This is a genomic window from Acetomicrobium thermoterrenum DSM 13490, assembly GCF_900107215.1.
Lineage (GTDB): Bacteria > Synergistota > Synergistia > Synergistales > Acetomicrobiaceae > Acetomicrobium > Acetomicrobium thermoterrenum.
Map to the genome: position 1 here is coordinate 94,264 of NZ_FNPD01000005.1, position 25,732 is coordinate 119,995.

The window sequence follows — 25,732 nt, forward strand, 5'->3', positions numbered from 1 at the left end:
GACCTCGAACACTAATAAATATAATATATTTGGCAGTTTTATACACCAATACAACGTAAAAGACACGACACGCTTTAATTCTCAATTGTTCTTATTACTAAATTGGGGTGAAAAAATATTAAAGGTTTTTTTTGGACTGTCATTACCTTTTTTATCCTAGTTCAACTTTTTTTTCAACAGCAAATTTACGCTATGTCTCCGTCCAATGGAGGCATTACGGGTCTTTGGGAGTACCCGACCGCCGAAATCTTGGATGACGGGCAAGGAAGGTTCGGCTACACCGATGCAAACCCTTACATCACATATTACCTCGCATTGGGTTACCTTCCGAACGTTGAGCTCAACTTTCGAATCACTCACGTCAGTAATGTCCCCCTGAACTTGGAAAAGTATCCTCGATTTGGCAGTTATAAGGACCATGAGTTTGACGTCAAATACCTTCTTTTGCCTCAGGAAGGCATCAGGCCGGCCATAGCAGCGGGCATCATGGACATTAGCACGACAGAGCACTTCAAGTCATATTATGTAGTTGGTACTTACAGGGTAGGCCAATTTGCTCTCACTGGGGGTTGGGGCTCCGATCGCATGGGAGGCGTCTTTGGGGGGATATCTTGGCAGCCCTATGATTGGCTCGAACTAAAGGGCGAATACGGATCTATGGACTACAGTGACGACATATTTAGCGGGAAACGCCCCATAATAGAAGTCGAAGCCGATTACAACTACGGAGCTATCATTAAAACCTCTTGGGCCGATGTAAGCGTGAGCTATCAAAGGGGTGACGAGTTATGCATTGCTATTTATCGTCCCTTTGATTTGCATGACCGCCCGATCTTCGGCAATAAGAAACGACCCTATCGAGATGCTCCTTTAGATAATCTAAAATCATGGACAGAAGTCGATACACTAGATCTAGTAAGCGAGCTTTCCGTGGCCATTCCAAACCGTTTAGGCGTTAGGAATGTAGAGATAAAAGCCGACAAAGCAAATAAAAATTTATTAATAAGCTATGAAAATGTTGGATACAGCTCGGAAGCCGAAGCTATGGCAAGGGTCTTGTATCTGGCCTCACACATGATACCCTGGGATACCAATACTTTGGTGCTAAGAGCCTGCGTTCGGGGAAAACCCGTGACCAACGTCGAAATTCCAGGTGAACACTGCGCGCTCTTGAGGTTAAACGCGCTTAGAAAGGAATATTCTCAAGAGGCGTTGGCTTACTGGGCAAACCCGTCCTCGAAAGAAGGCAATGACGAAACTTGGAATTACACCTCTGACCCGACTGCCCAGGATAAAGACGAACATACCTACAAAGCTTACGTTGCATACGAACCCAGGATTTTACGGTCAGACTACGAAGATTACGATGCTCGCTGGAGCGTCGACGTGGCTTATGAATGGAACTCCACCCATGGCCAGGGAGGTGTCTTTGACGTTCGCATCCCCGTAAAAAGACATGGCAAGGAAGAAGACTTCGCATATGAACCATGGACCAACGAAAAGACAAGAATATGGCAGGCAGTGTTTAGCAACATGGAGCGTATTGATAAGAACACTTTCGAGCTTTACGAAGCCGGATGGCTTGACGCCCTTTGGTTTGGCGGAAATTATTGGAGGCGGACTTATTTCGATAATGGTCGTTATTTCACAGGGATAAGGCTTGGATTAGTCCACGAACGAGACCCCGAGGACTTTGCATCCTTTGCAGATGACCCTATCTGTCTGTATCATGACGGATGTGAGAACATCGACTTGGAAAACGATGGCTGGATGGGAGCTGCTTTGTTTCAGGTTGGATATCACGAACCTCGCTACGATTTGGATCTTATGGCCGAAGTGGGAAAGTTTGTCGACGATGACGATACAGGCTTTAAATTGTCGATGATGAGACATTGGGACGATGTTGGAGTTGGTTTTTACGTAACACGAGCCGACACATTGAGAGCAGGCAAGGATTATTCTTTCGTCGGAGTTGAACTAGAAATACCAACAAACATATTTTTTGGATCCGACACGAATTATATATGGAATCAGGATATAATAATGACAGGCGGCTGGCCTTACTATACTGGCAGAGTGCCATGGCATTGGAAAGATCCCGATTTAATGTGGGGACAGTTGAATCCCGATAAATTGATTAAAAATTTATACGAACGACTAGAGCAAGGCCAAAGCATGGCCAAAGAGATGAAATACTCGATGCAAGAGGGAGGAAATACGTATGTACCATAGGATGTGGAAGTTTGCATTTATCTGGTCTTTAGTTTTTATTACACTTATGTGTCTTTCGCCGCTGACCTTCGAGGCACAGGCCCAAGAAGGTTCCGTAAGCGCACCGGGGGGATCTATCCAAGCGCCTGGCAGTGCGCCTGCGCAAGGATCTCCCGGATTGCCATCTAACCTGCAAAACATTCAAAACATCCTGCAGAACGTTGCACCCGCGCAGGAAGCTCCAGCGGCCCAGCCTGGCCAGATCTCGGCTCCCCAGGAAGAAACTCCAGCTGAAGCGCCTACGTATGCGCCTGTTGAAGTTGGAGAACAAATGACACCTGAGGCTTTCAGCGCGCTTTCAGATGCTCAGTTGGATCAGCTTTTTCTTAACACACCTGCATCACAGGTAATGCGAATGCTACCCCGTTTTGGCACCGAGTTTTTCAGGCAAGCCCCATCTACGTATGCGCCGGTGATGGCGGTGCCCGTGGGGCCGGATTACGTAGTCGGACCGGGTGACGAAATTCGCATCTCCATATGGGGTATGATAGAAGATCAGTGGAGCGTAACGGTGGATCGCGACGGCAACTTAAGCCTTCCCGGTGCGGGCGTAATTGGTGCTGCTGGAATGACCTTTTCTCAGCTACAACAGGCGATCAAAAAAGAATACTCCCGCTACTATACGAACTTCGATCTAAACGTCACCATGGGTCGTCTTCGCACAATATTAGTGTATGTAGTGGGCAACGCCAGAAGGCCCGGAGCCTATACGGTATCCTCCCTTGCTACGCTGGTAAATGCACTCCTCGCCTCAGGCGGTCCGAGCCAAACCGGCTCCATGCGCAACATACAGGTCAGAAGAAACGGCAAAGTTGTTACTAATTTCGATATGTATGACATGCTCCTTAAGGGAGACACATTAAACGATATACGCCTGATGCCCGGCGACGTGATTTTTATTGGCGAGGTTGGACAATTAGTCGGTATTGTTGGAAACGTAAAAAGGCCAGGATTATATGAACTAAAAGAAAGAGTTAGGCTCGGTGACCTCATAGATATGGCAGGTGGCCTTACAGGGCAGTCCTTCAAGGGTCGGGTTCAAATCATGCGCGTAGAAGACAGGCGTTATCTAACTTTGGTGGAAGGGGATCTAGATACCCTTGGCAAAGATTTCATGCAGAGATTTGCAGTGCAGGACGGCGATATCGTGAGGCTTTTCCCCGTCGCTCGGAGCACAAGTACGGTTCGCATAACGGGACCGGTAGCAACACCAGGCGAGTACGCCATAGAACCGGGCATAACAAAGCTTTCTGAAGTTATAAACAGAGCCGGCGGGCTTAGCTACATGGCCTCAAATCAGGCAGAAATAACAAGGGTGACCGTGACACAACTAGGTCCCGTAACTCAACATCTGCTGATAAACCTGGAAAAAGCAATGAGGGGAGATCCTAAAAACGACATTCCTCTCGAGATGAACGATTATATATTCGTAAGGGCAGTACCGGAATGGGATTTGTACGCCACTGTAACTATTTCAGGAGAAGTTAAATACCCTGGAGTTTACACAATCAAAAAAGGTGAGACTTTATCCGACCTAATCGAACGTGCCGGAGGATATACGGATCGAGCTTTCTTGCCGGGGGCCATATTTACGAGGGAATCGGTACGCGAGTCTCAACGGCGAAGCATCGACGAGATGGTCCAGCGCCTGGAGCGTGAACTTTACACGGCAAGCGCCGCAGGCACTGCTTCTTCTTTGACTTCCGAGGATGCAAAGCTTGTAGAAATGGAAACCCAGCAAAAGCGAAGAATGCTTGACGTGTTAAGGCAGACTAGGGCAACGGGCCGTGTGGTCATTAGGCTTGAAGATCCGCCAACTTTACTTAAAAAGACTCCCTACGACCTCCTTCTCGAGGAAGGAGACCACCTTCACATACCACGCGAGGCCCAGACAATCAACGTGGCAGGGAACGTGTTAAATCCCTCCTCCTTCATATTCGAGCCCTACTCCACCTATAACAACTACATAGAAAAAGCCGGGGGATACGGCAGAAACGCTGACAGAAGCAGGGTATATTTACTAAAAGCCGATGGCAGTGCCGTTCGCGTAGGCCACTTGAAGAAACCACCATATATCGAACGAGGCGATACCATAATAGTGCCCGAAAAAATCCAGGTCGTCTCAGACCTCAGGAGGACAAGCGATATAGTAGACATAGTTTATAAGACAGCTATTAGTGCTGCCGTGGTCATCGATGCCCTCGATGATTAGCTTCCTTTAAAGGAGTGAATATTTTTGGTTGATGAATATAATCAAAATAAAAAGGATCAACTGTCTGAACCGGGAGAACATGGACCTGTTGAGGTCCCTCCATCCAACGCTTATGAGGAGGATGAAATCGATCTGCTCGATTTGGCATTAGTCTTGGCCAAGCATAAAAGGTTGATCATAGGTATCGCCTTTGTTGCCTGTCTTGTCGCTTTAATATTGGGATTTATAATGACGCCTATTTATAGGGCGGAAACTCACCTTGTACCGCCACAATCGCTTGCCGGGAAACTTCCTTCTAGCATATTGACTATGATTCCCCCGGAGTTTCGAACATTGGCCATTCAGTCCGGTGCCATAAAGACGACGGCTGACTTGATTGCTGGCATTGCAAAAAGTCGCACCTTGGTCGATAATATAATTGATAAATTTAACCTATTGGATTACTATCATGTTGAAACAAGAGATGCTGCACGTTCTGCCCTCTCCGGAGCAATAAGCGCTAAGGTCGATGAGAAGACAAGTCTCATAACGATTGCTGTAGAGGATAAAGATCCAGTCATGGCTGCAGATATGACTAACGCTATTGTCGATGAGCTTCAAAACTTGCTTCAAGGCCTGGCGTTAACTCAAGTATCTCAGCAACGCCTTTTCCTGGAAAACCAACTTAAGCAAGCCCATCACAACTTGATGCAGGCAGAAGAGGAGTTTCAAAAATATCAAGCACTATCAGGATTACTGAACGTGGACGTTCAGATGCAGGCATTGATGGATTCCATCGCAAACATCCAAGCCCAAATTGCCGTAAAAGAAGTCCAACTAAAAGCTGCCAGGACATTTGCCACGGCTCAAAACCCGGAAATTAAACGCCTTCAAGCAGAGTTGGCCGGGCTTAAAAAAGAACTTAAAAACTTGGAGGCCAAGGCCGGTAGAGATAACCCAAACCTCATCCCGGCCTTCGAAGAAATACCTAAGGCAGGGATGGAATATGCAAGACGTTTACGCGACCTCAAATTTCAAGAGACTTTATACGAAACGCTGCTGCAGCAATACCAAGCTGCCGTCATGGCTGAAGCAAGCGAAGGTTTGGTTTTGCAGGTGATAGATCCAGCCATACCCCCTGAGCTTAAAATAAAGCCAAGACGGAAGCTCATGTTAATCGTTGCCGGATTCCTTGGATTATTTGTCGGTATATTTGCCGCCTTCATCAAGGAATTTATAGACAACTCTTCAAAGAATCCAGAAAGCGCTGATAAGATGGCGCTGCTTAAGTCTTACCTTCGAAGGATTTAATTTTAAACCTAATATACCTCCAGCCTTGTTTGTAATGAGGCTGGAGGTATATTGTTAGATATTATTTATAGTGATCCTGTCTGCCGGAGTAACTTTTTCATTATCAACCCTAAAATTGGGAACGATCGATTTTATCGTGGCTATAATCTCTTCAACATCCCCTTCATGAGCTACCTTAAGTAAATAATTGAGCTTCTCGCAAAAGCTTTCGTCAATGCCGTTTTGATTGGCAATAAAGATCTTCTCATGGGGCGATTCTACGGTGCCCTCCTCTGCCATCAAAAGCTCCTCGAAAAGCTTCTCCCCTGGCCTTAATCCCGTGTAAACTATATCGATGTCTTCGTAGGGCGTAAATCCAGATAGTTTAATGAGGTCTTCCGCCAAGTTTTTTATCATAACCGGCTCGCCCATGTCGAGGACGTAAACTTTGCCGTTATAGGGCAATGCTGCAGCCTGCAGGACAAGCTGCGCGGCCTCTGGGATCGTCATGAAGTAGCGCTTCATCTCGGGGTGTGTCACGGTTACTGGCCCACCTGCTGCTATCTGGCGCTTAAATATGGGAATTACGCTGCCCCTACTTCCCAAGACGTTTCCAAATCGAACGGACACGAAAGATTGCCAAGGAGCGGCCTTCGATGCAATGCTTCGCACTATCATTTCGGCAATGCGCTTTGAAGCTCCCATGATCGACGTGGGGTTAACGGCCTTATCTGTGGATATATTAATGAAATGCTCCACACTCCACTCAAGGGCCAGTTCTGCTACGTTGCGGGTGCCGCCTACGTTGTTTATTATGGCCTGGTCGGGGTTTGCCTCCATCATGGGGACGTGTTTATGTGCTGCAGCGTGGAACACTACTTGAGGTCGAAATTTCTTGAAGATCCGCTCAAGTTTCTGACGATTTTGGACGTCGGCAATGACAAGCTCATATTTCAAGCCCGGAAATGAAGTTTTAATCTCAAACTCAAGCTCAAATAAGCTGTTTTCGCCCCTTCCAAGAAGAACCATAAATTCAGGACTGAAACGCGCAACCTGTCTGACGATCTCAGATCCTATGGATCCTCCCGCCCCCGTCACAAGGATGCGTTTGTCCCTTAGATATTTCGATATGGCGTCAATATCGAGCTCAACCGGTTCCCTGCCAAGTAAATCTTCTATGTCCACTTTACGAATTTGCGAAATGGAGACGGCTCCGGAAAGAACTTGGTAAATCCCAGGTATAATTCTATAGGAAACCCCTGCTTTTTGAGACAAATCCACAATTCGCCGTACAAGGCGGCCATCACCGGAGGGAATTGCGATTAAAACCTCCTCTATGTCGTGCTTTTTTACCTCCTCTGGTAAGGAGTCAATTGGGCCAAGCACGGGAAGGCCTAATATCTTAATGCCCTTCTTTGTCGGGTCGTCATCCAAAAAACCAACTGGCCTCAAGCCTGCTTCCGAATGCCGAAGCATTTCGCGGGCAATCATGGTTCCGGCCTCGCCTGCGCCGGCTATCAGGATATTTTTGGCATCGCTATATCGCCCTGAAATTTTACAGCCGTGACGTTCATAGTAACACCTGAAAAGCATCCGCGACCCGCCCAAGGCTAGCATCGATAGAAAGGCATGTATAATGGGAATGCTGCGAGGCACCCGAAAAGCCGTGCCCCCTATGAAGCATAACCCAGAAACGGATAAACCAAAAAATATCATGGTTTTCAATAACGTCACCAAATCCGGGATTCCCGTGCTTCGCCAAGAACGCAGAGGAAGTCGCCAGATAAATTCAGCTACGAATAAAGCTGCAGTAGACACGAATATGTAAGGAAGTATTAATTGCACATAAGCGAATACGCTGCCTTCCAACCGCAAATAAAAAGCCAACAAAACACATAAAACACAAGAGAGAAACCAATCAATAGATAACTTCAAAACACAACTTTTCCGAAAGGCCTTCATAATGAACCTCCAATGCTTGCTACTTAATTTAAAGCAACGTGAGATTAAATAATAAAATCACACGTTAATAGAATCACCAAAAAATACCATTCTCCCATTAACATTTTACCTTACTTTGTGTATTTTTGGCAAATATAATTAGATTTGGCTTCGAGGAAGGCGTCTCGATCGCAGCCAGTTTTAACGTAGGTACATAAATGTGGATAACAATATCTTTGAAAGCTTCAAAGTGGCTTTGTAGCTTTCAAGTTCGTCTTCGCCAAACATTAAGAAGCGTATTTTTCAATGAAGGATGGCCTCTACAACGAGTTTTAAAGACATAATCTGTCCACCATGATAAATCCATTATACCCAAGTCTATTTCACTTGCGCAGTCGTCTAAATGGGCCAAATATCAAAATTTTACCATCACAACTCCTTTCAAGCCTTACCTTTGCCCCTTTCCGGCAGTGCTGCAGCGATGCCATACAAGGCCCAGAAAAGAAAGCCGATCTTTTGTCTGGCGGCAAAGACGCTTCCTCCCATGCTATAGACCAAGATAGCCAATATTGTGGCAAGGACTGCAGCGTAAAGATACTTATTTTCGCCTTTGCAGCTTTTAAATTTCATCCAGGCAAGCCATGCACCGCGAAGCATCAACCCCACGACGATGATAAGAAGCGGAAAACCTCCATAAGTCAGCAGCTGAATGTACATGTTGTGAGGCTCTACGGGAATGCCTACTCCTGGTATCGCTTCAAAATTACTCATCAAAAACAAGGTCTTGTATCTAATCCATCCCCATCCCGTAATGGGCTTTTGGGAGATCAAGTGCGCCGTTTTTTCCCATATGCGCGTGCGATTGGTGGTAAATTTCGAGAAATCCCCCGAGAAAGAAGTCAATTGAGATATCTCTCGTTTAAAGAGGTCAAGGTAGGTAGGTTGAATTAAAGCAAACGCAAATCCCAGAATGGCCGTAATTAAAAGGGGAATTAATAACCCCTTAAACAAACCGTATTTCCCAGGGCGGGCTATTATCAAGAAAAGCAAGATCTCTATCCCGCCTACCAGCCAGGGACCGGAGCTAAAACTTAGAAAAAGCGCTATTAAATTAAGGACAACCGTCAAAGAAGAAATGACGTATAGCAGCCTGCTGTCGTATCTTCGAACTGCAAAGTTAAGTGACATAGGAAGGGTCACGACGGCATACAAACCAAGGGTGTTGTGATGAGAAAAGACGCTAAACTTAAGCACGTTCACTGCCTGCAAAATACACGCTACAAATATCAGGACGCTGGAAGCCCACCACACCTTTTGAAAACGCCCTGTACCTTCTTTAGACACGACGAACGCCGTCAGCCATATGCCAAAGACGGCCTCCAAAGGGTTTGATACCCCCTTACCAAAATGGTACCATCCGTAAAAATTAAGCAGCGTGGTAAAAACAGACCATATTATCATTATATATATAATGATTTTAACCGCAGGGTCCAAAACTGGCTTTCGAAGCTTCGAGCCTTGAAGGATAAACAGACCAACTATCCCGATGATCGATAAAAGCCAACCAAAATACCTGGGAATGGGACCCCAGGGATCGCAAAAGAGGGAAAAGTAAAACCCAAAAGCAATTAAAGACATCGGCCACGAAGGGGTTTTAGCAAGGGGTTCATTCATCGTTTCATCCTCCATTATATCAAATAATTAGAATCACTTACACACATAAAGAAACAGGGCATAAAAGGCCAAGATATTTTATCATATATTACAAGAGAAAAAGACATAGCGCCTATAGGAAATTTGAGCGACACGCCTTTATTTAAACCCTGTATAATAAAAGAGTAACCCAAAGATCGGGAGGTTGTTACTGTGAGTGAAGACATAAAAAAGCAGATACGACATTTTTATGGGAAGTTAGCCAATAACGCAAAAGAGGGAAATTCCTGCTGCTGCAGCGGCTCATGCTGCGGGCCCATCGCAAATGCACCGCTCATTTACGGCGAAGAGTTTCTGGAGGGTCTGCCCGAGGAGGCATTGGCGGCCTCTCAGGGGTGTGCCAATCCGTTGGTATTTGCCGATCTAAAGGAAGGCAACGTGGTGCTAGATTTGGGAAGCGGCGGCGGCATCGACGCATTTTTGGCAGCAAAGATCGTCGGAGACAGGGGAAAGGTTTACGGCCTTGACATGACGGACGACATGCTTGCCCTCGCCGAGGAAAACAGAAAAAAGGCGGGCCTTACGAACGTGAAGTTCATTAAAGGCTACATCGAAGATATCCCCCTGCCCGATGAATCCGTCGACGTGGTCATTTCAAACTGTGTCGTGAACCTGTCGGAGGACAAGGAGAAGGTCTTCAGGGAAATTTACAGGGTCATAAAGAAGGGCGGCCACCTGTCCATAGCAGACATAGTTACTTTAAAGGAGGTGCCCGACAGCGTCAGACAAATTACGGATCTTTGGGTGTCATGCATAGCCGGCTCCATGCCCGTCGACGAATTGAACAAAACGCTTGCCCACGTCGGCTTTATGGACGTCACGATTTCCCTGGAGCACGTGTATACCAAAGACGTGATAAAATCCATGCTCGGAGACGAGGCAAAGATCGATTCTGCCGATCTCGACCTGCTCGATGGGGCCTTCGGCAGTGCCGTGATAAAGGCCGTTAAATAAGCAGGACTTGGCATAAGGGGAGATCGGGATGTATCTCCCCGTTTTTTACCCCAGCCCCACATCCAAAACCATCATTAGGGCAAGGACAAGCATGATAGCCTGGTGGTGATGTTGGTTTTACTGCTGCGCCGTGCTTTGAGGATGACCTACTCGACTGCCACATGCATGTATAATAAAAACATGGAATTACAAGATCAAAAGGAGAGAAAAGCAAATAAGGAGAGAAAAGCAAATTGAGAAGCATGGTTCGCATTGACGAAGATCGCATAAAAGAAGCCGTCGGTTCGGCATTAATGGACATGAAAGAAATTGCCGGAGTTTACCTCTTTGGATCTGCCCTTGGGTTGTGCCGACCCGACAGCGATATAGATATCGGCCTGGTCATAAAACCGCTTTACGGCAAGCCGGACAAATATTATTTAGACATAGCCCTTGCCGCGGAGACACGCCTTGACCCCATCGATGGGCACCCCTTCCAGGTTGTCCCCTTAAACATAACGGACTGCATCTTCGCCTTTAACGTCATAAGAAAGGGGCGGTTAATTCACGAGCCTGATCATGAGGCGGTGACCGATTTCACGGAGATGATAAGCCGTCGTTACGGGGAAAATTACCCGCGTTACATCAAATATCTAAAGGAAATAGTGGGGGCATAATGATGACTCTCGATACGGAACGGGTCAGAAGAAAGATAGCCTATTACTAGCAAACCCCTTGAGCCTACCGCTTATTTAGTGGTTTTTGTAATGGTAGACCCTCAATCATATGAGTAATTAAAATATGCATAATTAAAAGAAAAACTATAATACAGTCAAATCATAGTAATATAATCATAAAGAGCTGGCACTCTATCTTTGAATACTGGAACTTTAGTCCTTGCTTCAAGAACTTTGTCTGGATCAATGTCGACGAAATACAAACCTTCTTTGCTCCCGGCATCTAACAAAACCTCACCCCACGGATCAACGACCAGTGACCTCCCATCAAAGGTATTTTCCGTCGTGACTCCACACCTATTACACGATATAACGAATACTTGATTTTCTATGGCCCTCGCTTTAAGCAGTATTTCCCAATGCTTGGCCCGTGCAGATGGCCATTCGGCACCTATGAAAAGGGGTTTCACCCCTTTTAAGGCATAGCATCTCATCCATTCGCAGAAACGCAGGTCGTAGCATATTACACATCCTGCACTTACGCCTTCCCAGTCGAATATGCAATCCCTATCTCCCGCCACAAGATATTTGTCTTCTTCCATCAATGGGAACAAATGCACTTTATCATAAAAGGCGATCAGCTTGCCTTGCGGATCTATTACCTGAGCTCTGTTCGTAACACCTCTTTCTGTTTTGGCCAAGGTGGAACCACCAATGAACCAAACGCCGTATTTCCTTGCTAATTCTCCCAAAAAAGAGGCGGTCTCGTTTCCTTCAACTGAGGCAAGCATGTTAGCTTTTTCCAAAGTATAACCGGTATCCCAAAGTTCTGGAAGTACGATCGCTGTCGGCAATTTAGATGGAACCCATGACCTTTCTACCCATTCTTTTACGCGTATGAAGTTTGCTTCTCTATTGCCCACTTGAACGTCAAGTTGTAATACTCCTACTCGAAGCATCATTTCCCCCTCGCTTTTATCTGGCAAAATTTGGACTTCGTAATGCTTTACTTAACCTATAGCATTTACCGTAAATAAAATTTTATTTTAACGTCTACCCCAGCGCCACGTCCAAAATCATCATTATGGTAAAGCCAAGCATGGCAGCCATAGTGGTGATGTTGGTTTCACCGCTGCGCTGTGCTTCGGGGATGACCTCTTCGACCACCACGAATATCATCGCTCCTGCCGCAAAGGCAAGCGCGTAGGGAAGTATGGGCTGGGCGATCATGACGGCCCAGGCGCCTATGACGCCTGCGATGGGTTCGACCACCGCCGACATTTGACCCATCATAAAGCATTTTCCGGGGGAAATACCCTCGCGGCGCAAGGGCATGGATACGGCAAATCCTTCAGGGAAATTCTGAAGGCCGATGCCCAATGCCAAAGATACGGCTCCGGCCAGCGATGCCGTTGGCAACTCGTAGGCGAGCGCTCCAAAGGCGACGCCAACGGCCAGGCCTTCGGGGATGTTATGAAGAGTTACGGCAAGCACCAGCAAGGTGCTGCGCCGCCACGATGTCGGGATTCCCTCGGCGTCGGTCCTTTCCAACCCTATGTGAAGGTGGGGAAGGACCATATCGATGGCCCGCATAAATACTCCACCGACCAGAAACCCGATGGCAGCCGGAATCCACGAGGGAATGGGCTTTCCTTCGGACATCTCGATGGCAGGAGCAAGCAGGGACCAGTAGCTTGCCGCTATCATGACGCCCCCGGCAAAGGCAAGCATGCTGTCAAGCAGCTTTTTGCTCACCTCTTTGGTCAAAAAGACCGCCGAAGCGCCAAGGGCCGTCACACCCCAAGTAAAAAGCGTGGCCAATAACGCCTGCATAATAGGGTTTAAGTTAACAAAAGTCTCAACCAGGTTCACGGGTATCCTCCCCCATTCTCGCAGAGTTTGTTTCGTTTGACGTTACAAATATACCATGCCTGGTCAATTTAAAAAAGATTTAGTTAAAGCAGTCCTTGGGGTCAGGTCTTTAATCTTGAATTTTTATTAGCCCATCGGGTAACAATCAGGGTCAGATCTTTAATCTTGAAAATATAATTTAACGGACTAATATTTATCGCAGCTATGTGTTGGCATCATGGTGATAATTACAAGGAGTAATTGTAACCAGCGCGGTCATTTTTATTGTATGGACTAAAAATTTTCAAACATACAACATATCTCATAGGTTTACCTTGAGAAATACATTTGCTCCCTTATGCGAGCATACAATATCGACAACGAAAACTATATCAAATATGACCGTTGCATATTCAAGCTTTATGTGCTTAAAATCCGTATTTGTTAAATCAAAGGAATAGCGAACAATGAGAAAAATCAAAAATAAAGACCTGACCCCACAGATTGTCATGATTGTTAATATAATTGCTATAATGTCTTTAAAGAAAGAAGCTTAAGGGAGACATCAAAATGGATACAGATGCATTTACTGCAGGTTGGACTGAGAGGCTCGAGATCGAAAGAAAAAGCAGATGCAAACGAATGCGTGAAGCCTATATTGCTGCGCGCAAATGTGCGCACATACTTTACGACAAATACAGGGTCCGCAGAGTCTATCTGATCGGCTCTCTTGCCAATCCTGAGGATTTTCACGAAAGATCTGATATTGACCTCGCAGTCGAAGGGCTTCCGTCGCACCTCTATTTTAAGGCTCTTGCTGAACTTTGGCGTGAACTGCCCGCCGGCTTGGAGTTGGATTTGATTCCCTTAGAAGATGTCGATCCTGATTTTTTGAGTCGAATATTAAAAGAAGGTGTAATTATTGATGACTAGATTTGCTGCGCTAAAAGCGGATATCGACCATGAATTACGCAACCTCAAAAGATTAGCCAAAGAATTAGACGACATACTTACAGCAACAAAAGAGGGGTCAATCGCAAGAACGCGTGCGGTCGGCAGCTTGCTTCACGACTTCTATACTGGAGTTGAAAAAATATTTAGCCAAATTGCAATAAAGATAGACCAAGACTTACCTGCAGGCGAAGGTTGGCATATTCAACTGCTCAAAAGGATGACAATTCCAATAGAAGGGATCCGACCTCAAGTAATTGACGAAAAATTAGAAAATGATCTCGAAGAATACCTTCGTTTTCGCCATCTTTTTCTGAATATATACGGTTTTGAGCTAAAATGGGATAAATGCCAGCCTTTAGTTGAAAGATTGGATGATATTATTTGCGAATTGGAAGAACAGATAGCTAAATTTGAATCTTTTTTGGATTCAATTACATAAAGACCCCCTTTAAAGTAGACCCCGCTGGGTTAGGATTCGAATATTGTCTGTTCGGATATATCTGCCTGCAAAGCCTTTAAAGCCCGAAGCACGAGTTTTCTTCTCGTCTTTTTGTCCTCCTCGGGGCCTGCCTCGGGGTTGCCCACGGGATGAGGTATGGCAACGCCCGGCACGATCCGATTGGCCCCCACGGTAAGCATTATGGGCACTATCGTCGCTATCTGGGCAACGGGGATTTGTGCCACCCTTTCTATTTCCCGCGTCATCGATGCGCCGCATCGTGTGCACGTCCCTCAGGTGGAGGTCAAAATTACGCCGTCCACACCCGCTTCTTTCAGTTCGCGGCCTATCTCTTGGCCAAATCGCTCGGCGTTTGCGACGGACGTCCCCGTTCCCGTGGTCGTGTATAAATAAAGATGAAGTTTTCCAAACACCCCTTCCCCTTCAAGCTCCCTCATAACGTCTAAGGGCACTACCACGTCGGGGTCTAAGTTTGCCCACATCCGGTCGTATCCTCCATGGATCGACTCAAATTCGTCGGGAGTCAAGTCATCCAGCCCCGAGATGTCGTATTTGGCATAACTTTCGGCCGAGGAAACGCGAAGCCTGTCGGGGTTGCCCCTAGGCACGATCCCGCCCGATGTGACCAAGGCTATGGTTGCATGTTTAATGTCCTTGATCGGAGGCGCTGGAGGGATCTTTTTAAAGGCGGGCATCTCATATTCCGTGCGAAATTCTTGCCCTGCGATTTTTTGAAGCAGCATGTCGATGGCCCGAAGCGATCCTCTTTTTTCCTTGAAGAAGTTCTTGCGTATGCCGCGGTGGATGTAGCCTTCTTCGTATGCAGGGCCGAGTGGCTCGCCTTTTAACAGCTTAAGGCCGAGGCGCGCCATGCTCGTCAACGCCTGCTTCATGTCCCTAGCGCTGCCCTCGGTTTGAACGATGAACGTTTGGGCACGGTACAGCTCAACGCCCGGGTTTTCGGGAAACATGCCCGTTAGGGAAGGTATACCTAAGCTTTTCGTTACGGCGGCACATATGTCGCCACAGGCCACACCGTAGCGACCGGCGTTGAAGGCAGGGCCCGCTATAAAAAGGTCTGGTTTTAGCTCTTCGACGATCTTCAAACACTCGACACGGGCTTTTTCGATGTGTTCGGCGTAGTAGCCGTCGCCGCAGATGACGGTGCCTATTACCCTTGCTTCGTCGCCAAATAACCTTTGAAGCTCAAGCCCCGGCCCCACGGGACCTTCGACGAGCTCGGGCTTGAAATCGGCAACTTCCTCTCCTCCCTTTCCTCCGTAAAATTGGTTTATGTAGCAAACCACGCGGTAAGACATCGCACTTCCCCCTTTATACCCACTCGCAGCCTACACGGCTGTAGCCAATTTCCACCGTTGAGCCGATGACAGACTGAAGCTCAACGTACATGGAGCCGTCTTCCCGCAAGGATTCGGCGGAACCGCCCGAAAGCAGGGCTATTGCTTTAGGGTCGCCGATCACCTTTTGCATCGGCGGAACGACGATCATCTCGTTGACGTTTCCCGTCGACACAAAGGCATTCATCTCGGGCGTCGCGTCCGCCAAGCTCTGGCTTTTGCCGTCCGTGCCTGCTGCTTCGTCTGAGATGACGACCGTCCTGATGCCGGCTTCCTCGAAATATTTGGCCGTAAGGCAAAGGTCGGTATCGGGGTTGCCGTAACCTTCTTCGGTAATGACTACACCGTTGGCGCCAAGATCTGCTCCTATCGCGGCGCTCATCCTGGCGTTTCTTTCCTTTCCCGCCAAAACGGTGCTTTCCGGCGAGATCACCACGCCAAGGAAGTTAAGGTCCTTGCCGTGGCGCTCGTACAGGTCGCGCACGACGGGGTTATTTACGTGGTGATAGGTCGTGTTTTTGTCGCAGGCAGAGACGCAGTTTCCCGACACAACGGCGCCGTCTAAGACTTCGTTTGGGTGAAGCAAGAAGGGAAAGCTCATCTTTACGTCCGTGCCGTAGACGTAGGTATCGTGAAGCAGCCCTTGGGCTATGGACATGCATACGTAAAGAATCTTTGGAAGGCCCGGGAATTTAGCGCTTTCTTCAGCGATCGAACCCTTTTCGAAGGTCTCTATTTCATCGGCCCTTGAGTCCATGCAACATTTGGCTAAATAGACAGCCAGCTTTAACCCTGCTGTTCGCAGGGCGGCTTCGTATTTGTGCTTATCCAGGCCGTCGGTCGGCTCTACGACGAGGACTATGTTGTTGGTCTCAGAAAAAGGCGTGTAGCGTGCTCCTTGGCCGCTCATGTCGATGAAGCCCTCCTGGAAGGCCACGATAGACCCGCAGGTCACGACCGCAGCGCCGTCAAGCACAAGTGTTGCCCCGTCTCCTGCCCTTTGTAAGGGGGCACAAAAGCCGGGGAAGTATTCCTTTCCGCCCGACAACTTCACCCTCGGTTGGATGCAGTCCTTGACAGGGATTATCCTTATGCTTTCGCCAGGCCTTGCAAGCTCAAGGTCGACCTTGGCGAAGGCGTCGTCTATTACCGCCTCTAAAGCGGATGCCTTATCTACGTACAAGACTCCTTCTTGGACCTTGGTGACGTCGCCCCAACGGACGTCGCGTACCTTTACCTTATGCAACTTTAGCTGCACGACAAGCCCTCCTCGCGCGTAATGACTTAAAGATATTGTAAAATAGCGATGCTCAAAAAACATTGGGTGATGGCATAAATATATATGCTATAATTATTTTTATATAAGGCGGATGCATAATGCATTTGCCAGATCTCTGAGATAGAGGTGTGTTAAATGTTAAATCAGGTGGCACAGGATATTGCCGTCACGGTAAGCGACATCATCGGCCACGGAGTCCTGGTGACCGATGACAAGGGGGTCATAATCGGGTGCGACGATGTGTCTCGAATCGGAGTTTGCCACACACCGTCGCTTGAGGTCATGAAATCAAGGAAGTCCCTCGTGACCACCGAAGCCGAGGCCTCAAAGATGTCCGGAGTAAAACCTGGCTTCACGCTGCCGATCTTACTGGTTGAAGAAGTTGTCGGGTCCATCGCCATAGCAGGCGACCCCGATGAGGTCAAAAAGTTCGGGTTGCTCGTGCAAAAGCAGGCTGAAATAATGTTACGGCAACAGGCCCTCATGCAGCAGAACATGCTTCGGGAAAAGGCGCTCTCCGATTTGGCCGAAAGCATAGCGTCCTTCAATCCTGCGTACGGAAACGAGACGCTTATTTTGCTGCAGGGCGAAGAGCTCGGCTACGACCTTAAACTGTGCCGCATAGCTATGATCGTAGAGCTTGAATCCTACGTGGGCGAACAAGTGGGATCCACGATGCGCCGTGTGCTGGACCGCTTAAAAGAGGCCTTTCACCATCCCAAAAACGTCTTCTGCCCCTTAAACAGCTTCTCTGCATGCGCATTCCTCGTAAACAACCGCAAACTTGACGACGACAAATTTGAACGTTACGTCTTCAAGCTGTGCCGCTCATGCATGAGCTTGCTTTCCAAAGAAGGCATTGCCATCTCGATCAGCATCGGGCAACCAGCTAAAGACATCGGAGAGCTTGCCGAATCCTACAGAAGGGCTAAAGAGGCCTTGACCCTGGGCAAAAAGATTTGCCAAAAAGGTGAGAACTGCTTTTCTGCAAGCGACATCATCATGGAATGCGCCCTAGCGTCCATCCCTTTAAAGAAACAAAATGACTTTGTCGAGCAAATCCTCGGCAAACTAACAGCCCATCCCGATTCTAATCAGCTCATCGAGACCTTTTGCGCCTGGTGCGACCATTCATTCAAGACGAACGAAGCCGCAAAAAGCCTGTCACTGCACCGAAACACCCTTCTTTATCGCCTCAAAAAGTTAGAGTCCATCACCGGCCTTTCCCCCTGGAACTTCAAGGACTGCATGAAGCTTGCCACGGCAATCTTCCTCAAATCCTTGGGGTCAGGTCTTTAATCTTGAATTTTTATTAGCCCATCGGGTAACAATCAGGGTCAGATCTTTAATCTTGAAAATATAATTTAACGGACTAATATCTATTGCAGCTATGTATTAGCACCGTAGTGATAATTACAAGGAGTAATTGTAACCAGCGCGGTCATTTTTATTGTATGGACTGAAAATTTTCAAACATACAACATATTCCACAGACTTACCTTAGGAAATACATTTGCCCCCGGGGTAGGCATACAATATCGTTAATGAAAACTATATCAAATATGACCGCTACATATTCAAGCTTTATGTGCTTAAAATTAGTATTTGTTAAATCAAAGGAATAGCGAGCAACGAAGAAAATCAAAAATAAAGACCTGACCCCCACGGGCAGGCTCAAGTTTAGGAATTGCTGTCCTTTTGTTTTAAGATTACACTAACGGTGGAATAATGAAGGCCTAAAAACCTTGCAACTTCGGTTTGCGTGTAACCGTGTACGCGGACTGCCTCGTAAATTTTGCCGTTTCGCTCACGCTTATCATCAATCTTAATATTGGCAAACAGCTCCTTCAAAGTTGGACGTGTTGCCTTTCTTTGATAGATTGGATACTCGTTATCCTGTTGGTAGTTGTCTAACAAAGGCTTCACAACATCAAGAAAATTTTCGCTGCCAAGCACTACCCCGCCTTTGAGTTCTTCCCACGGGCCTGTTTTGCCTTCATTCGCCACGAAATCCCGATATAGCTGTCTTGCCCGCTCGCTGTTTTTGTCAAATTGATCGAGCAACCAGCTAGTATGCAAAAAGGGTGGAGCGCCTTCAATCCCCGCTGTCGCCCTGTAGCTGCTCCACGGCCAATCCTCTGGTCGCTTTACGAATCCCGCCCTCACAGGATTCAGCACAATATACCGAGTCAATTCAAGCAAATGACTGTCACGCTCTACCAGTATAGACTTATACCTGCCCTGCAGTACATGACCAACTCGATTGTGATTACGATTGAAATATATCGTATACACACAATTGAGGTAATGCATCCCCTTTGAAATATTAGCGTCCGGTGTTTCAACTAAAAGGTGGTAATGGTTATCCATTAAACAGTAAGCATGACATAGCCAATTGTATCGCTCGATGGTCTTACCAAGCATACCCAAAAACATCGTGCGATCCTTAGCGTCGAGGAAAACGTCGTTTCTCGCGTTTCCGCGACAGGTAATGTGATATATTGCCCCCTCGAATTGAACCCTCAATGGTCGTGCCATATATCAAATATACTACATATTTTACTTTTGCACATACATGAACATTACGAAAGTTGATCATTGTGTTTTACTAATTTATTCTGGCGCTGAGTAAAAGAAATATTCAAAACTAAAGACCTGACCCCAAAAGTATTAGAAACTGTCGCAGCAGCTGAGGTAGCTCGCCTAGGGCGTAATCGCGCTCAAGCCTTTCAAGCCACGTATGGGCTCCCCTTCCCAGCGGCCCCAGGTTTATTATGGGCATGTTAAGCTTTTCCATCAGATCAAAGGGAAGGTCGTATATAATGCCCCAACCGGGGGTGTTTTCCTTCAAGGTCTGCCTTTCGCCTTTGTCTATCTCGCAACCTATGTAGCTTAAATCACACAAACCTCCAAAGGCGGGACACTCCATCAAAGGCCTGCCAAAGACGTTTTCGGCGTAAGATACCGTAGCCTTCACCGCACGGCCGAAACGCAATTCTGCTTTTGTCCGGCCGTAACTTGACCGATGGGGCATAAACGGCGGCAGAAACCCTATTATGACGGCAGGCTCTTTTTCGTCGCGCCAGGACATCTCCCACTCAACTAAGGCAATGCCTTGTTCCCTTAAGTCCTTACCTGACGATTTGAGCTTTAAGGCCATCTCGCGTTCTGCCCTTTCAAAGTCGCCGGGGTAGTTGCGGGCCGCCTGACGGCGAAGCTCCGCAAAGTCAATTATCGAAACGTGGCCTCTTTCTTTAGCCGCTCCAGCGTAGCCAAAATTCTTCATTTCCTTATAGGTAGCATCGATGTAGTCTAAGGCCCTTTTTGCTCCCCTGGCGGCAGCCTCCTTAAATAGCCCAAGCACGTCGCCGGGCGTTCGAGCAACAGTAAAGACGTTGAAGTAAGCCATGCTCAGGTGAGGAATGGAAACCGAGTACATTTCCTTTTGCCTGCATTGTCGGTTGAGCACAAAGGGCGGCAACGTGACGCTTGCACCAAGGACGTCTCGAAGCTCGGGACGCGCTTCAATCTCCAGGTCGATGAAGTCCTGCAAAAGCGACGCGCTAAGGCCGCCAAAATAGCTGCCCCCGTGCGCTTCTTTTCCTATGACGTAGGTCATTACCAGGGTCTTTCCCATGGTGCTTAAAAAATATCCCGGCCCTGAGGCACCCGGAAGGCCTGCATCCGTCGGCTCGGTGTTTATGGCGCTGATAAAGCTCAAGCCTTCCCGCTCGGCCAAATCAACTAAAAAAGGCAAGGCCGATATCATACCCTGGCTTGATCCCTCCTCGTCAAAAACCAAAGCAACGACGACGTTTACGCCAAAAAGCGAAGGATCACGGGCAAATTCTTTGAGCAAATCAAGTTCCAGGGCCACGCCGCATTTCATGTCCATGACGCCCCGTCCAAAGATCCAGTTGCCGCTTTCAAGGTCTGCCCTTGCCTGCCCGTCCATGGGTCGGCTCGCCATAACCTGCATCAAAGCTTCAGGGTCAAAGGCCTTGTCCGCCAAATCTCCGTACACCTCAGCTCCTACCACGTCTAAATGTCCGATAAAAAGGACGGTATCGGGCACATTCAATGAAGAGCGAACCAAGGCAACAACTGAACGGCGATGGCCGTCAGGGCCGGGCACCATATCTAAGTGGCCTGGATGTTCCATAAAGTAGCGTTCTTTCTTCAGGCTGTCATATATGTGCCTTGCTATCTCGACTTCACCGTCGGAACCCGTGACGCTTGGAATGCGAACAAGCTTTATCAGCTCTTCGTATATGCGATCTTCCACAGACATTGATGTAGCATCCCCTTTGCATGTAAAGTCCGCCTCACTTTAGTTAAAGGCCGCTTTCCCTTGAAGACACAAGTTTAGGGGCTGCATTTCTCGCAGGCCTTGCATCGGCGGTGTAAAAATCTTTTATAGGTATTGTCATTGAACACGTTCTTTCGTAGTTGGTTTTAGACGCTTTAAGGAACATTCGCTTCGCTCGATTCCCGCACCTGGCCTGCTTGGCATCATGAAGATCAAAGGCAGGGCTGCGACGAAGGATATGGCAATTACGATAAAAACGATGGCATAGCCCCGAGAAGGGTCGCCGACGGTTTGGACGATGAGCGTGGCTATGGTGACGCTTACAGCTCCGCCGATTTGGCGAAACATTCCTCTTATGCCCGTTATGGTGGCTGCCTTTTGCGGAAGAAGCTCGATACAGGCGTTGTTGGCTGTAGGCGATATGACGCCTACGCTCATACCGATAAAAAGCATGATTCCATAAAGAAAGACGATGCTCGCCGGCTCTTTGCTCAAGAAATACAGGCTTACCACAGTAGCCCCGCTTCCCAACACCAGAGGCCAGCGATATCCCCATCTCATGATGTAAACGCTTGTTATAATCGATGCAACTATCATCCCGATCGACCTTGGCAGGAGGAGCAATCCGCATTCGGAGGCACTCATTTTATAAACCGAGGCGGCGAAGGCGGGTATGAGGGACAGTACCCCTATCACCGCTCCTCCGTAAATGAGATTGTAAAGGTTGGCAGCGACAAAAGGCTTTCTTTTCAATATTTCTATGTCTAAAATAGGATCCTTCGCCCCCTTTTCGTGCCTTATCAAAAGAGCTGTAGAGATCGCCGAAGCAAGGAAAAGCGCCCACGACCAGCCCTTTAGGCTGTCATATCCCAAAAAGGTGAGCCCAAGCATCAAAAAGGCCACCACTCCGCCGACCAACCCGGCGCCGAGGAAATCTATGCTTCCCTCTTTTCTCTCGTCGCCCTTCAAAAGAACGATGGCCATCAGCAAGACGACGGCCCCCAGGGGCAAGTTGATCATGAAGACCGATCTCCATCCGAAGGAATCTACCAGCCATCCACCCACGTTCGGCCCGATAATCTGGCCTATTGGAAGGATGCTGCTGAAAAGCCCGATCATCTTCTGCCTTGTCTCGGGAAATTCCTCGGAGATTATGCCGACGGCCGAGGGCATGAATCCCCCGCCTCCGAAGGCCTGAATGAGTCTGAAGAATACCAACAGCCCTACGTTGTCGACGAAGGCGCAGGCAGTAGAGGCAGACACGAAGAGCACCAAACACAATATAAACGTAGACTTTCTGCTGAACACGTCGCTTACCTTGCCGATTATGGGCATCGTAACGGTAAAGCCTAGTTGGTAAACGCTTATGATCCAGCCGGCAATTGTGAGCGGCACCATAAAATAAGACGTAATTATAGGAAAAGCCACAGCAATGGACGTAGCACTGATCGAAGAAAGCATCAAAGCCACGCTTACCGTAGCAAATATCATGTAGTCCAATTTAACACGCCTCCGTTGATAAAAAAGCAAACCGCCCCTTTTGGCCGAAAGCCATTTAAGGCGGTTACGCAACTTTTACTATTATAACAAAATTATTACAAAAAGCGTCCTCTGTATTCAGGCCGAAACCTTATGGCTTTGCCAAAATTCTGCCCCTAATAGGATAAATCCCTTAAAAAGTCCACAAACACCCCTGAGGACTCTCGAGCCTTGCCGCTGTAAAACCGCTTTGCATGCTCGACCAACAGGGCATGATATTCCTGATAAAGAGCGACATCCCCGGGCAAGTTTGACTCAAACAGATTTTTAAGTTCCATGTAGCCTGCTTTTCTTTCGGCAAGGCCCAAGGAAGTAACGATCCGCTTCGTGTAGGCATCTATGACGAACTCGGGCCGTTTGTAGGCGTAAAGCAAGATGGAATCGGCAGTCTCGTTTCCCACGCCTTTGACGGACATAAGCTCCTTTCTGGATGGCGTCCTCCCCTTCAATCCCACGAAAAAGTCGGCCATTTCCATCAAATAAATCGCCTTCTGGTTGAAAAACCCTGCGGGCCTTATGGCCGATTTAAGCACGTCCAAGCTTAAGGTAAGGATTTTATGAGGGTCCAACGCATCGATGCCCCTCAAATTTTCAAGCGCCCTCTCAACCGACGTCCAGGCCGTATTTTGCGTGAGCACCGCCCCAGCGATGATCTCAAAAGCTTCTTTTTCGTTTCTGGGATATCCGTAATCTCCCTGGTGGTAACTTCCTGCAACGGGCCACCACCCCTGTGGGCCGTAAGCATCGAGCAAAGCCTCGTAAATCGCAATTATCCCTTTGTCCATAGCATTATTCTACCAAATCCAGCGGCAGGCCCAACTTATGATACGTAAAATATTTGTAGGATATTTTTGAGGAAAAAATAAAGGGATCGCGAACTTATCCGCTGATAGACAGAATAAACAAATGTAGTTAAAATACGGTAAATAAAGGAGGTATGGACTTATGAATTTTCAGGAGAACACATTGGCCCTCATCTGCGGAGGAGGACCCGCACCGGGCATCAACAACGTAATAGCTTCAGTCACCATAGAGGCTCGCAACAACGGTTGGGACGTCTTGGGCATCTGCGACGGATTTTCAAGCCTTGCTACGGCCAACAAAAAGGTCATCCCCCTTACCATCGACAAGGTCAGCCGCATACACAAGGAAGGCGGAAGTATCATAAGAACCTCCAGATTTAACCCCACCAAAAGCGAAGCGACCATGCGCACCGTCGTGGAAAACCTAGTAGACCTGGGCGTTACCCACATCGTCACCATCGGCGGGGACGACACGGCCTACGCTGCCTACAAGGTCTCGGAGTTCGCTAGAGAAAGGCTGGGATTAAACATCCACTTCGTCCACGTCCCCAAAACCATAGATAACGACCTGCCTTTGCCGGAGGGGCTGCCCACCTTTGGCTTTGAGACGGCTAGGGCACTGGGTGCGGAACTGGTGATGAACCTAATGGAAGACGCAAAGACCATGGGACGCTGGTTTCTGGTGGTTACCATGGGACGTTCCAGCGGGCACTTGGCCTTAGGTATAGGCAAAAGCGCAAGCGCCACACTCTCAATCATACCAGAGGAATTTGAAAGCGAAACCATAAGCCTGCAACACGTCATCGACATAATGAGCGGCGCCATCATAAAAAGGCTCGCCCTCGAGAAAGATCACGGCCTCATTGTCGCCGCCGAGGGCCTGATATCGAAGGTGTCCTCACAGGAACTTGCGGCCATCGACTGCATCGAAAAAGACGACTTCGGCCACGTCCGATACGCCGAGATCAACTTCTCCGACGTCTTAAAAAAGCAGCTCAACTGCGAGCTAAAAAAAATGGGCATTCCCATATCGGTCCAAAACAAGGAGATAGGATACGAAGTAAGATGCGCTCCCCCAAACCCCTTCGACGTAGAATACACCAGAAACCTGGGCTACGGCGCCTTTAAATTCCTCGCCGAGGGCGGCTCCAACGCTGTAATTGCCATCCAAAACAACGAGCTCAACCCCATCAAATTCGAGGACATCGTGGATCCCGAGACGGGCAAGATGAAGATAAGGCTCGTCGATACCGACTCTTTGCAGTATCGCATCGCAAGAAAATACATGATACGCCTGGAGAGGCGCGACTTCGAATCGGAATTCCTTTTAAACAAGATGTCGCGCATCGCCAACATGACGCCGCAGCAGTTCATAGAAAAGTACGGATATGTAGTGGGGCTGTAATACGGGACAAAGGCCCGGCTAAGTTAAAATCCAGTCTTTCGCAACCTCATCGAAGCCGGCTTCAAAGATGATCGAAAACTTTTTCTTTGTCTTTTTTACTACCTCGCGAAAATCTACACCCTTGACGTAGTCATCAAGCGAGGCCACGGAAAATTCCTTTATACCGCAGGGGTTGATGAGCTCGAAGTGGGACTTGTCAACCTTTACATTAAAGGCAAAACCGTGCATTGTGATCCACCTTTCGGCGGCGATCCCTATGGCTGCGATTTTTTTGTCGGCGACCCAGACGCCCCTGTATTTAGGCTTTCTGCCGGCCTTTATATTGTAATCTTTCAGCACTTGTATAATCACTTCTTCAAGGCATGAGACGTACCATTGGAGGTCCTTTTTCCATTTGCTCAAATTAAATATGGGGTAGGCGACGATCTGCCCAGGACCATGGTAGGTTATGTTTCCTCCCCTGTTCGTCTCATATAGCTCTATCCCGTAAGTTTCAAGAGTCCTTTTGTCCGCGAGCAGGTTTTCCCTTCCCCCCGATCTTCCTACGGTAAAAACGGGCTTGTGCTCCAAAAGAAGGAGTATGCCATCGGCCTCGCCCGCGGAAACTTTTTCAAAAGCTCTTTCCTGGAGGGTAAGGCCGTCGCCGTAACCCAGGGGCTCTTTAAATTCCACGACAAAACATCTTCTGCTCAACTGGCCACACCTCCTAAAAATAAGGTGTAGGGGCATTTTCCCCTACACCTTGTACTATTATGTCA

At 47.9% G+C, this 25,732-nt stretch carries 20 protein-coding genes; 9 read left to right on the top strand and 11 right to left on the bottom strand.

Features of this window, described 5'->3' with window-relative positions; translation table 11 throughout:
• Positions 1–192 precede the first annotated feature (192 nt).
• From BLU12_RS05370 to BLU12_RS05380, 3 genes are read left to right on the top strand one after another with little or no spacing between them, the layout of a single operon-like run.
• A complete protein-coding gene (locus BLU12_RS05370) occupies positions 193–2,232 on the top strand; it encodes a YjbH domain-containing protein (RefSeq protein ID WP_091461119.1) in 2,040 nt (679 codons plus the stop codon).
• The gene (locus BLU12_RS05375) at positions 2,222–4,483 is read left to right on the top strand and encodes an SLBB domain-containing protein (protein WP_091461121.1); all 2,262 of its coding nucleotides are present in this window, start codon (positions 2,222–2,224) and stop codon (positions 4,481–4,483) included. The genes BLU12_RS05370 and BLU12_RS05375 overlap by 11 nt, the downstream gene beginning before the upstream one ends.
• A gap of 24 nt (positions 4,484–4,507) precedes the next feature.
• Complete coding sequence (locus tag BLU12_RS05380) at positions 4,508–5,773, top strand: GumC family protein (RefSeq protein WP_091461122.1); 1,266 nt, start codon at positions 4,508–4,510, stop codon at positions 5,771–5,773.
• Positions 5,774–5,827: 54 nt separating this feature from the next.
• On the opposite strand, the gene BLU12_RS05385 is transcribed toward BLU12_RS05380, so the two are convergent.
• Positions 5,828–7,714 carry a polysaccharide biosynthesis protein gene (locus BLU12_RS05385; RefSeq protein ID WP_091461124.1) on the bottom strand — a complete coding sequence of 629 codons (1,887 nt, stop codon included), beginning with the start codon at positions 7,712–7,714 and terminating at the stop codon, positions 5,828–5,830.
• A 420-nt stretch (positions 7,715–8,134) separates the two neighbouring features.
• Positions 8,135–9,367: an O-antigen ligase family protein gene (locus BLU12_RS05390; RefSeq protein ID WP_091461125.1), complete on the bottom strand. Its 1,233-nt coding sequence runs from the start codon at positions 9,365–9,367 to the stop codon at positions 8,135–8,137.
• A 192-nt stretch (positions 9,368–9,559) separates the two neighbouring features.
• Between BLU12_RS05390 and arsM the strand changes: the two genes are divergently transcribed.
• Positions 9,560–10,360 (top strand): arsenite methyltransferase, encoded by an 801-nt coding sequence (arsM, locus tag BLU12_RS05395; protein WP_091461127.1) that lies wholly within the window; start codon positions 9,560–9,562, stop codon positions 10,358–10,360.
• A 242-nt stretch (positions 10,361–10,602) separates the two neighbouring features.
• Positions 10,603–11,016 carry a nucleotidyltransferase domain-containing protein gene (locus tag BLU12_RS05400; RefSeq protein WP_234945491.1) on the top strand — a complete coding sequence of 138 codons (414 nt, stop codon included), beginning with the start codon at positions 10,603–10,605 and terminating at the stop codon, positions 11,014–11,016.
• Between the two features lie 155 nt (positions 11,017–11,171).
• Here BLU12_RS05400 and BLU12_RS05405 read toward each other — a convergent pair whose 3' ends face one another.
• Both BLU12_RS05405 and BLU12_RS05410 read right to left on the bottom strand, forming a co-directional pair.
• On the bottom strand, positions 11,172–11,975 hold the full coding sequence (locus tag BLU12_RS05405; protein WP_091461130.1) for a carbon-nitrogen family hydrolase: 804 nt from the start codon (positions 11,973–11,975) through the stop codon (positions 11,172–11,174).
• 94 nt (positions 11,976–12,069) lie between these two features.
• A complete protein-coding gene (locus BLU12_RS05410; RefSeq protein ID WP_234945483.1) occupies positions 12,070–12,888 on the bottom strand; it encodes a ZIP family metal transporter in 819 nt (272 codons plus the stop codon).
• Positions 12,889–13,437: 549 nt separating this feature from the next.
• Between BLU12_RS05410 and BLU12_RS05415 the strand changes: the two genes are divergently transcribed.
• Positions 13,438–13,800 (top strand): nucleotidyltransferase family protein, encoded by a 363-nt coding sequence (locus tag BLU12_RS05415; RefSeq protein WP_091461131.1) that lies wholly within the window; start codon positions 13,438–13,440, stop codon positions 13,798–13,800.
• On the top strand, positions 13,793–14,260 hold the full coding sequence (locus BLU12_RS05420; protein WP_091461133.1) for a ribonuclease toxin HepT-like protein: 468 nt from the start codon (positions 13,793–13,795) through the stop codon (positions 14,258–14,260). The genes BLU12_RS05415 and BLU12_RS05420 overlap by 8 nt, the downstream gene beginning before the upstream one ends.
• A 29-nt stretch (positions 14,261–14,289) precedes the next feature.
• On the opposite strand, the gene BLU12_RS05425 is transcribed toward BLU12_RS05420, so the two are convergent.
• Together BLU12_RS05425 and BLU12_RS05430 are read right to left on the bottom strand one after the other, a co-directional pair.
• On the bottom strand, positions 14,290–15,600 hold the full coding sequence (locus BLU12_RS05425; RefSeq protein ID WP_091461135.1) for a glycine/betaine/sarcosine/D-proline family reductase selenoprotein B: 1,311 nt from the start codon (positions 15,598–15,600) through the stop codon (positions 14,290–14,292).
• A gap of 13 nt (positions 15,601–15,613) precedes the next feature.
• A complete protein-coding gene (locus BLU12_RS05430) occupies positions 15,614–16,897 on the bottom strand; it encodes a glycine/sarcosine/betaine reductase component B subunit (protein WP_091461136.1) in 1,284 nt (427 codons plus the stop codon).
• Positions 16,898–17,053: 156 nt separating this feature from the next.
• On the opposite strand from BLU12_RS05430, the gene BLU12_RS05435 reads away from it, so the two are divergent.
• Complete coding sequence (locus BLU12_RS05435; RefSeq protein ID WP_091461138.1) at positions 17,054–18,217, top strand: CdaR family transcriptional regulator; 1,164 nt, start codon at positions 17,054–17,056, stop codon at positions 18,215–18,217.
• A 381-nt stretch (positions 18,218–18,598) separates the two neighbouring features.
• Here BLU12_RS05435 and BLU12_RS10185 read toward each other — a convergent pair whose 3' ends face one another.
• From BLU12_RS10185 to BLU12_RS05455, 4 genes are all read right to left on the bottom strand, one after another.
• Entirely contained in the window at positions 18,599–19,456 is an 858-nt protein-coding gene (locus BLU12_RS10185; RefSeq protein ID WP_091461140.1) for an REP-associated tyrosine transposase, read from the bottom strand.
• Between the two features lie 109 nt (positions 19,457–19,565).
• Entirely contained in the window at positions 19,566–21,209 is a 1,644-nt protein-coding gene (locus BLU12_RS05445; RefSeq protein WP_091461142.1) for a M20/M25/M40 family metallo-hydrolase, read from the bottom strand.
• 135 nt (positions 21,210–21,344) lie between these two features.
• Positions 21,345–22,718 (bottom strand): MFS transporter, encoded by a 1,374-nt coding sequence (locus tag BLU12_RS05450; protein ID WP_234945492.1) that lies wholly within the window; start codon positions 22,716–22,718, stop codon positions 21,345–21,347.
• A gap of 164 nt (positions 22,719–22,882) precedes the next feature.
• Positions 22,883–23,551: an endonuclease III domain-containing protein gene (locus BLU12_RS05455; RefSeq protein ID WP_091461145.1), complete on the bottom strand. Its 669-nt coding sequence runs from the start codon at positions 23,549–23,551 to the stop codon at positions 22,883–22,885.
• 160 nt (positions 23,552–23,711) lie between these two features.
• On the opposite strand from BLU12_RS05455, the gene pfp reads away from it, so the two are divergent.
• Positions 23,712–24,974, top strand: a complete 1,263-nt coding sequence (gene pfp, locus BLU12_RS05460) for a diphosphate--fructose-6-phosphate 1-phosphotransferase (RefSeq protein WP_091461147.1) — start codon at positions 23,712–23,714, stop codon at positions 24,972–24,974.
• Positions 24,975–24,992: 18 nt separating this feature from the next.
• Here pfp and lipB read toward each other — a convergent pair whose 3' ends face one another.
• Positions 24,993–25,667 (bottom strand): lipoyl(octanoyl) transferase LipB, encoded by a 675-nt coding sequence (gene lipB, locus BLU12_RS05465; protein ID WP_234945484.1) that lies wholly within the window; start codon positions 25,665–25,667, stop codon positions 24,993–24,995.
• Positions 25,668–25,732: the final 65 nt, after the last annotated feature.

Excerpts from the sequence above, each read along its gene's own strand:
- BLU12_RS05370 (WP_091461119.1), top strand. The coding sequence starts at position 193 with ATGTCTCCGTCCAATGGAGGCATTACGGGTCTTTGGGAGTACCCGACC.
- BLU12_RS05375 (WP_091461121.1), top strand. The coding sequence starts at position 2,222 with ATGTACCATAGGATGTGGAAGTTTGCATTTATCTGGTCTTTAGTTTTT.
- BLU12_RS05385 (WP_091461124.1), bottom strand. The coding sequence starts at position 7,714 with ATGAAGGCCTTTCGGAAAAGTTGTGTTTTGAAGTTATCTATTGATTGG.
- BLU12_RS05390 (WP_091461125.1), bottom strand. The coding sequence starts at position 9,367 with ATGAATGAACCCCTTGCTAAAACCCCTTCGTGGCCGATGTCTTTAATT.
- BLU12_RS05400 (WP_234945491.1), top strand. The coding sequence starts at position 10,603 with ATGGTTCGCATTGACGAAGATCGCATAAAAGAAGCCGTCGGTTCGGCA.
- BLU12_RS05405 (WP_091461130.1), bottom strand. The coding sequence starts at position 11,975 with ATGCTTCGAGTAGGAGTATTACAACTTGACGTTCAAGTGGGCAATAGA.
- BLU12_RS05415 (WP_091461131.1), top strand. The coding sequence starts at position 13,438 with ATGGATACAGATGCATTTACTGCAGGTTGGACTGAGAGGCTCGAGATC.
- BLU12_RS05420 (WP_091461133.1), top strand. The coding sequence starts at position 13,793 with ATGACTAGATTTGCTGCGCTAAAAGCGGATATCGACCATGAATTACGC.
- BLU12_RS05435 (WP_091461138.1), top strand. The coding sequence starts at position 17,054 with ATGTTAAATCAGGTGGCACAGGATATTGCCGTCACGGTAAGCGACATC.
- BLU12_RS10185 (WP_091461140.1), bottom strand. The coding sequence starts at position 19,456 with ATGGCACGACCATTGAGGGTTCAATTCGAGGGGGCAATATATCACATT.
- BLU12_RS05445 (WP_091461142.1), bottom strand. The coding sequence starts at position 21,209 with ATGTCTGTGGAAGATCGCATATACGAAGAGCTGATAAAGCTTGTTCGC.
- BLU12_RS05450 (WP_234945492.1), bottom strand. The coding sequence starts at position 22,718 with ATGATATTTGCTACGGTAAGCGTGGCTTTGATGCTTTCTTCGATCAGT.
- BLU12_RS05455 (WP_091461145.1), bottom strand. The coding sequence starts at position 23,551 with ATGGACAAAGGGATAATTGCGATTTACGAGGCTTTGCTCGATGCTTAC.
- pfp (WP_091461147.1), top strand. The coding sequence starts at position 23,712 with ATGAATTTTCAGGAGAACACATTGGCCCTCATCTGCGGAGGAGGACCC.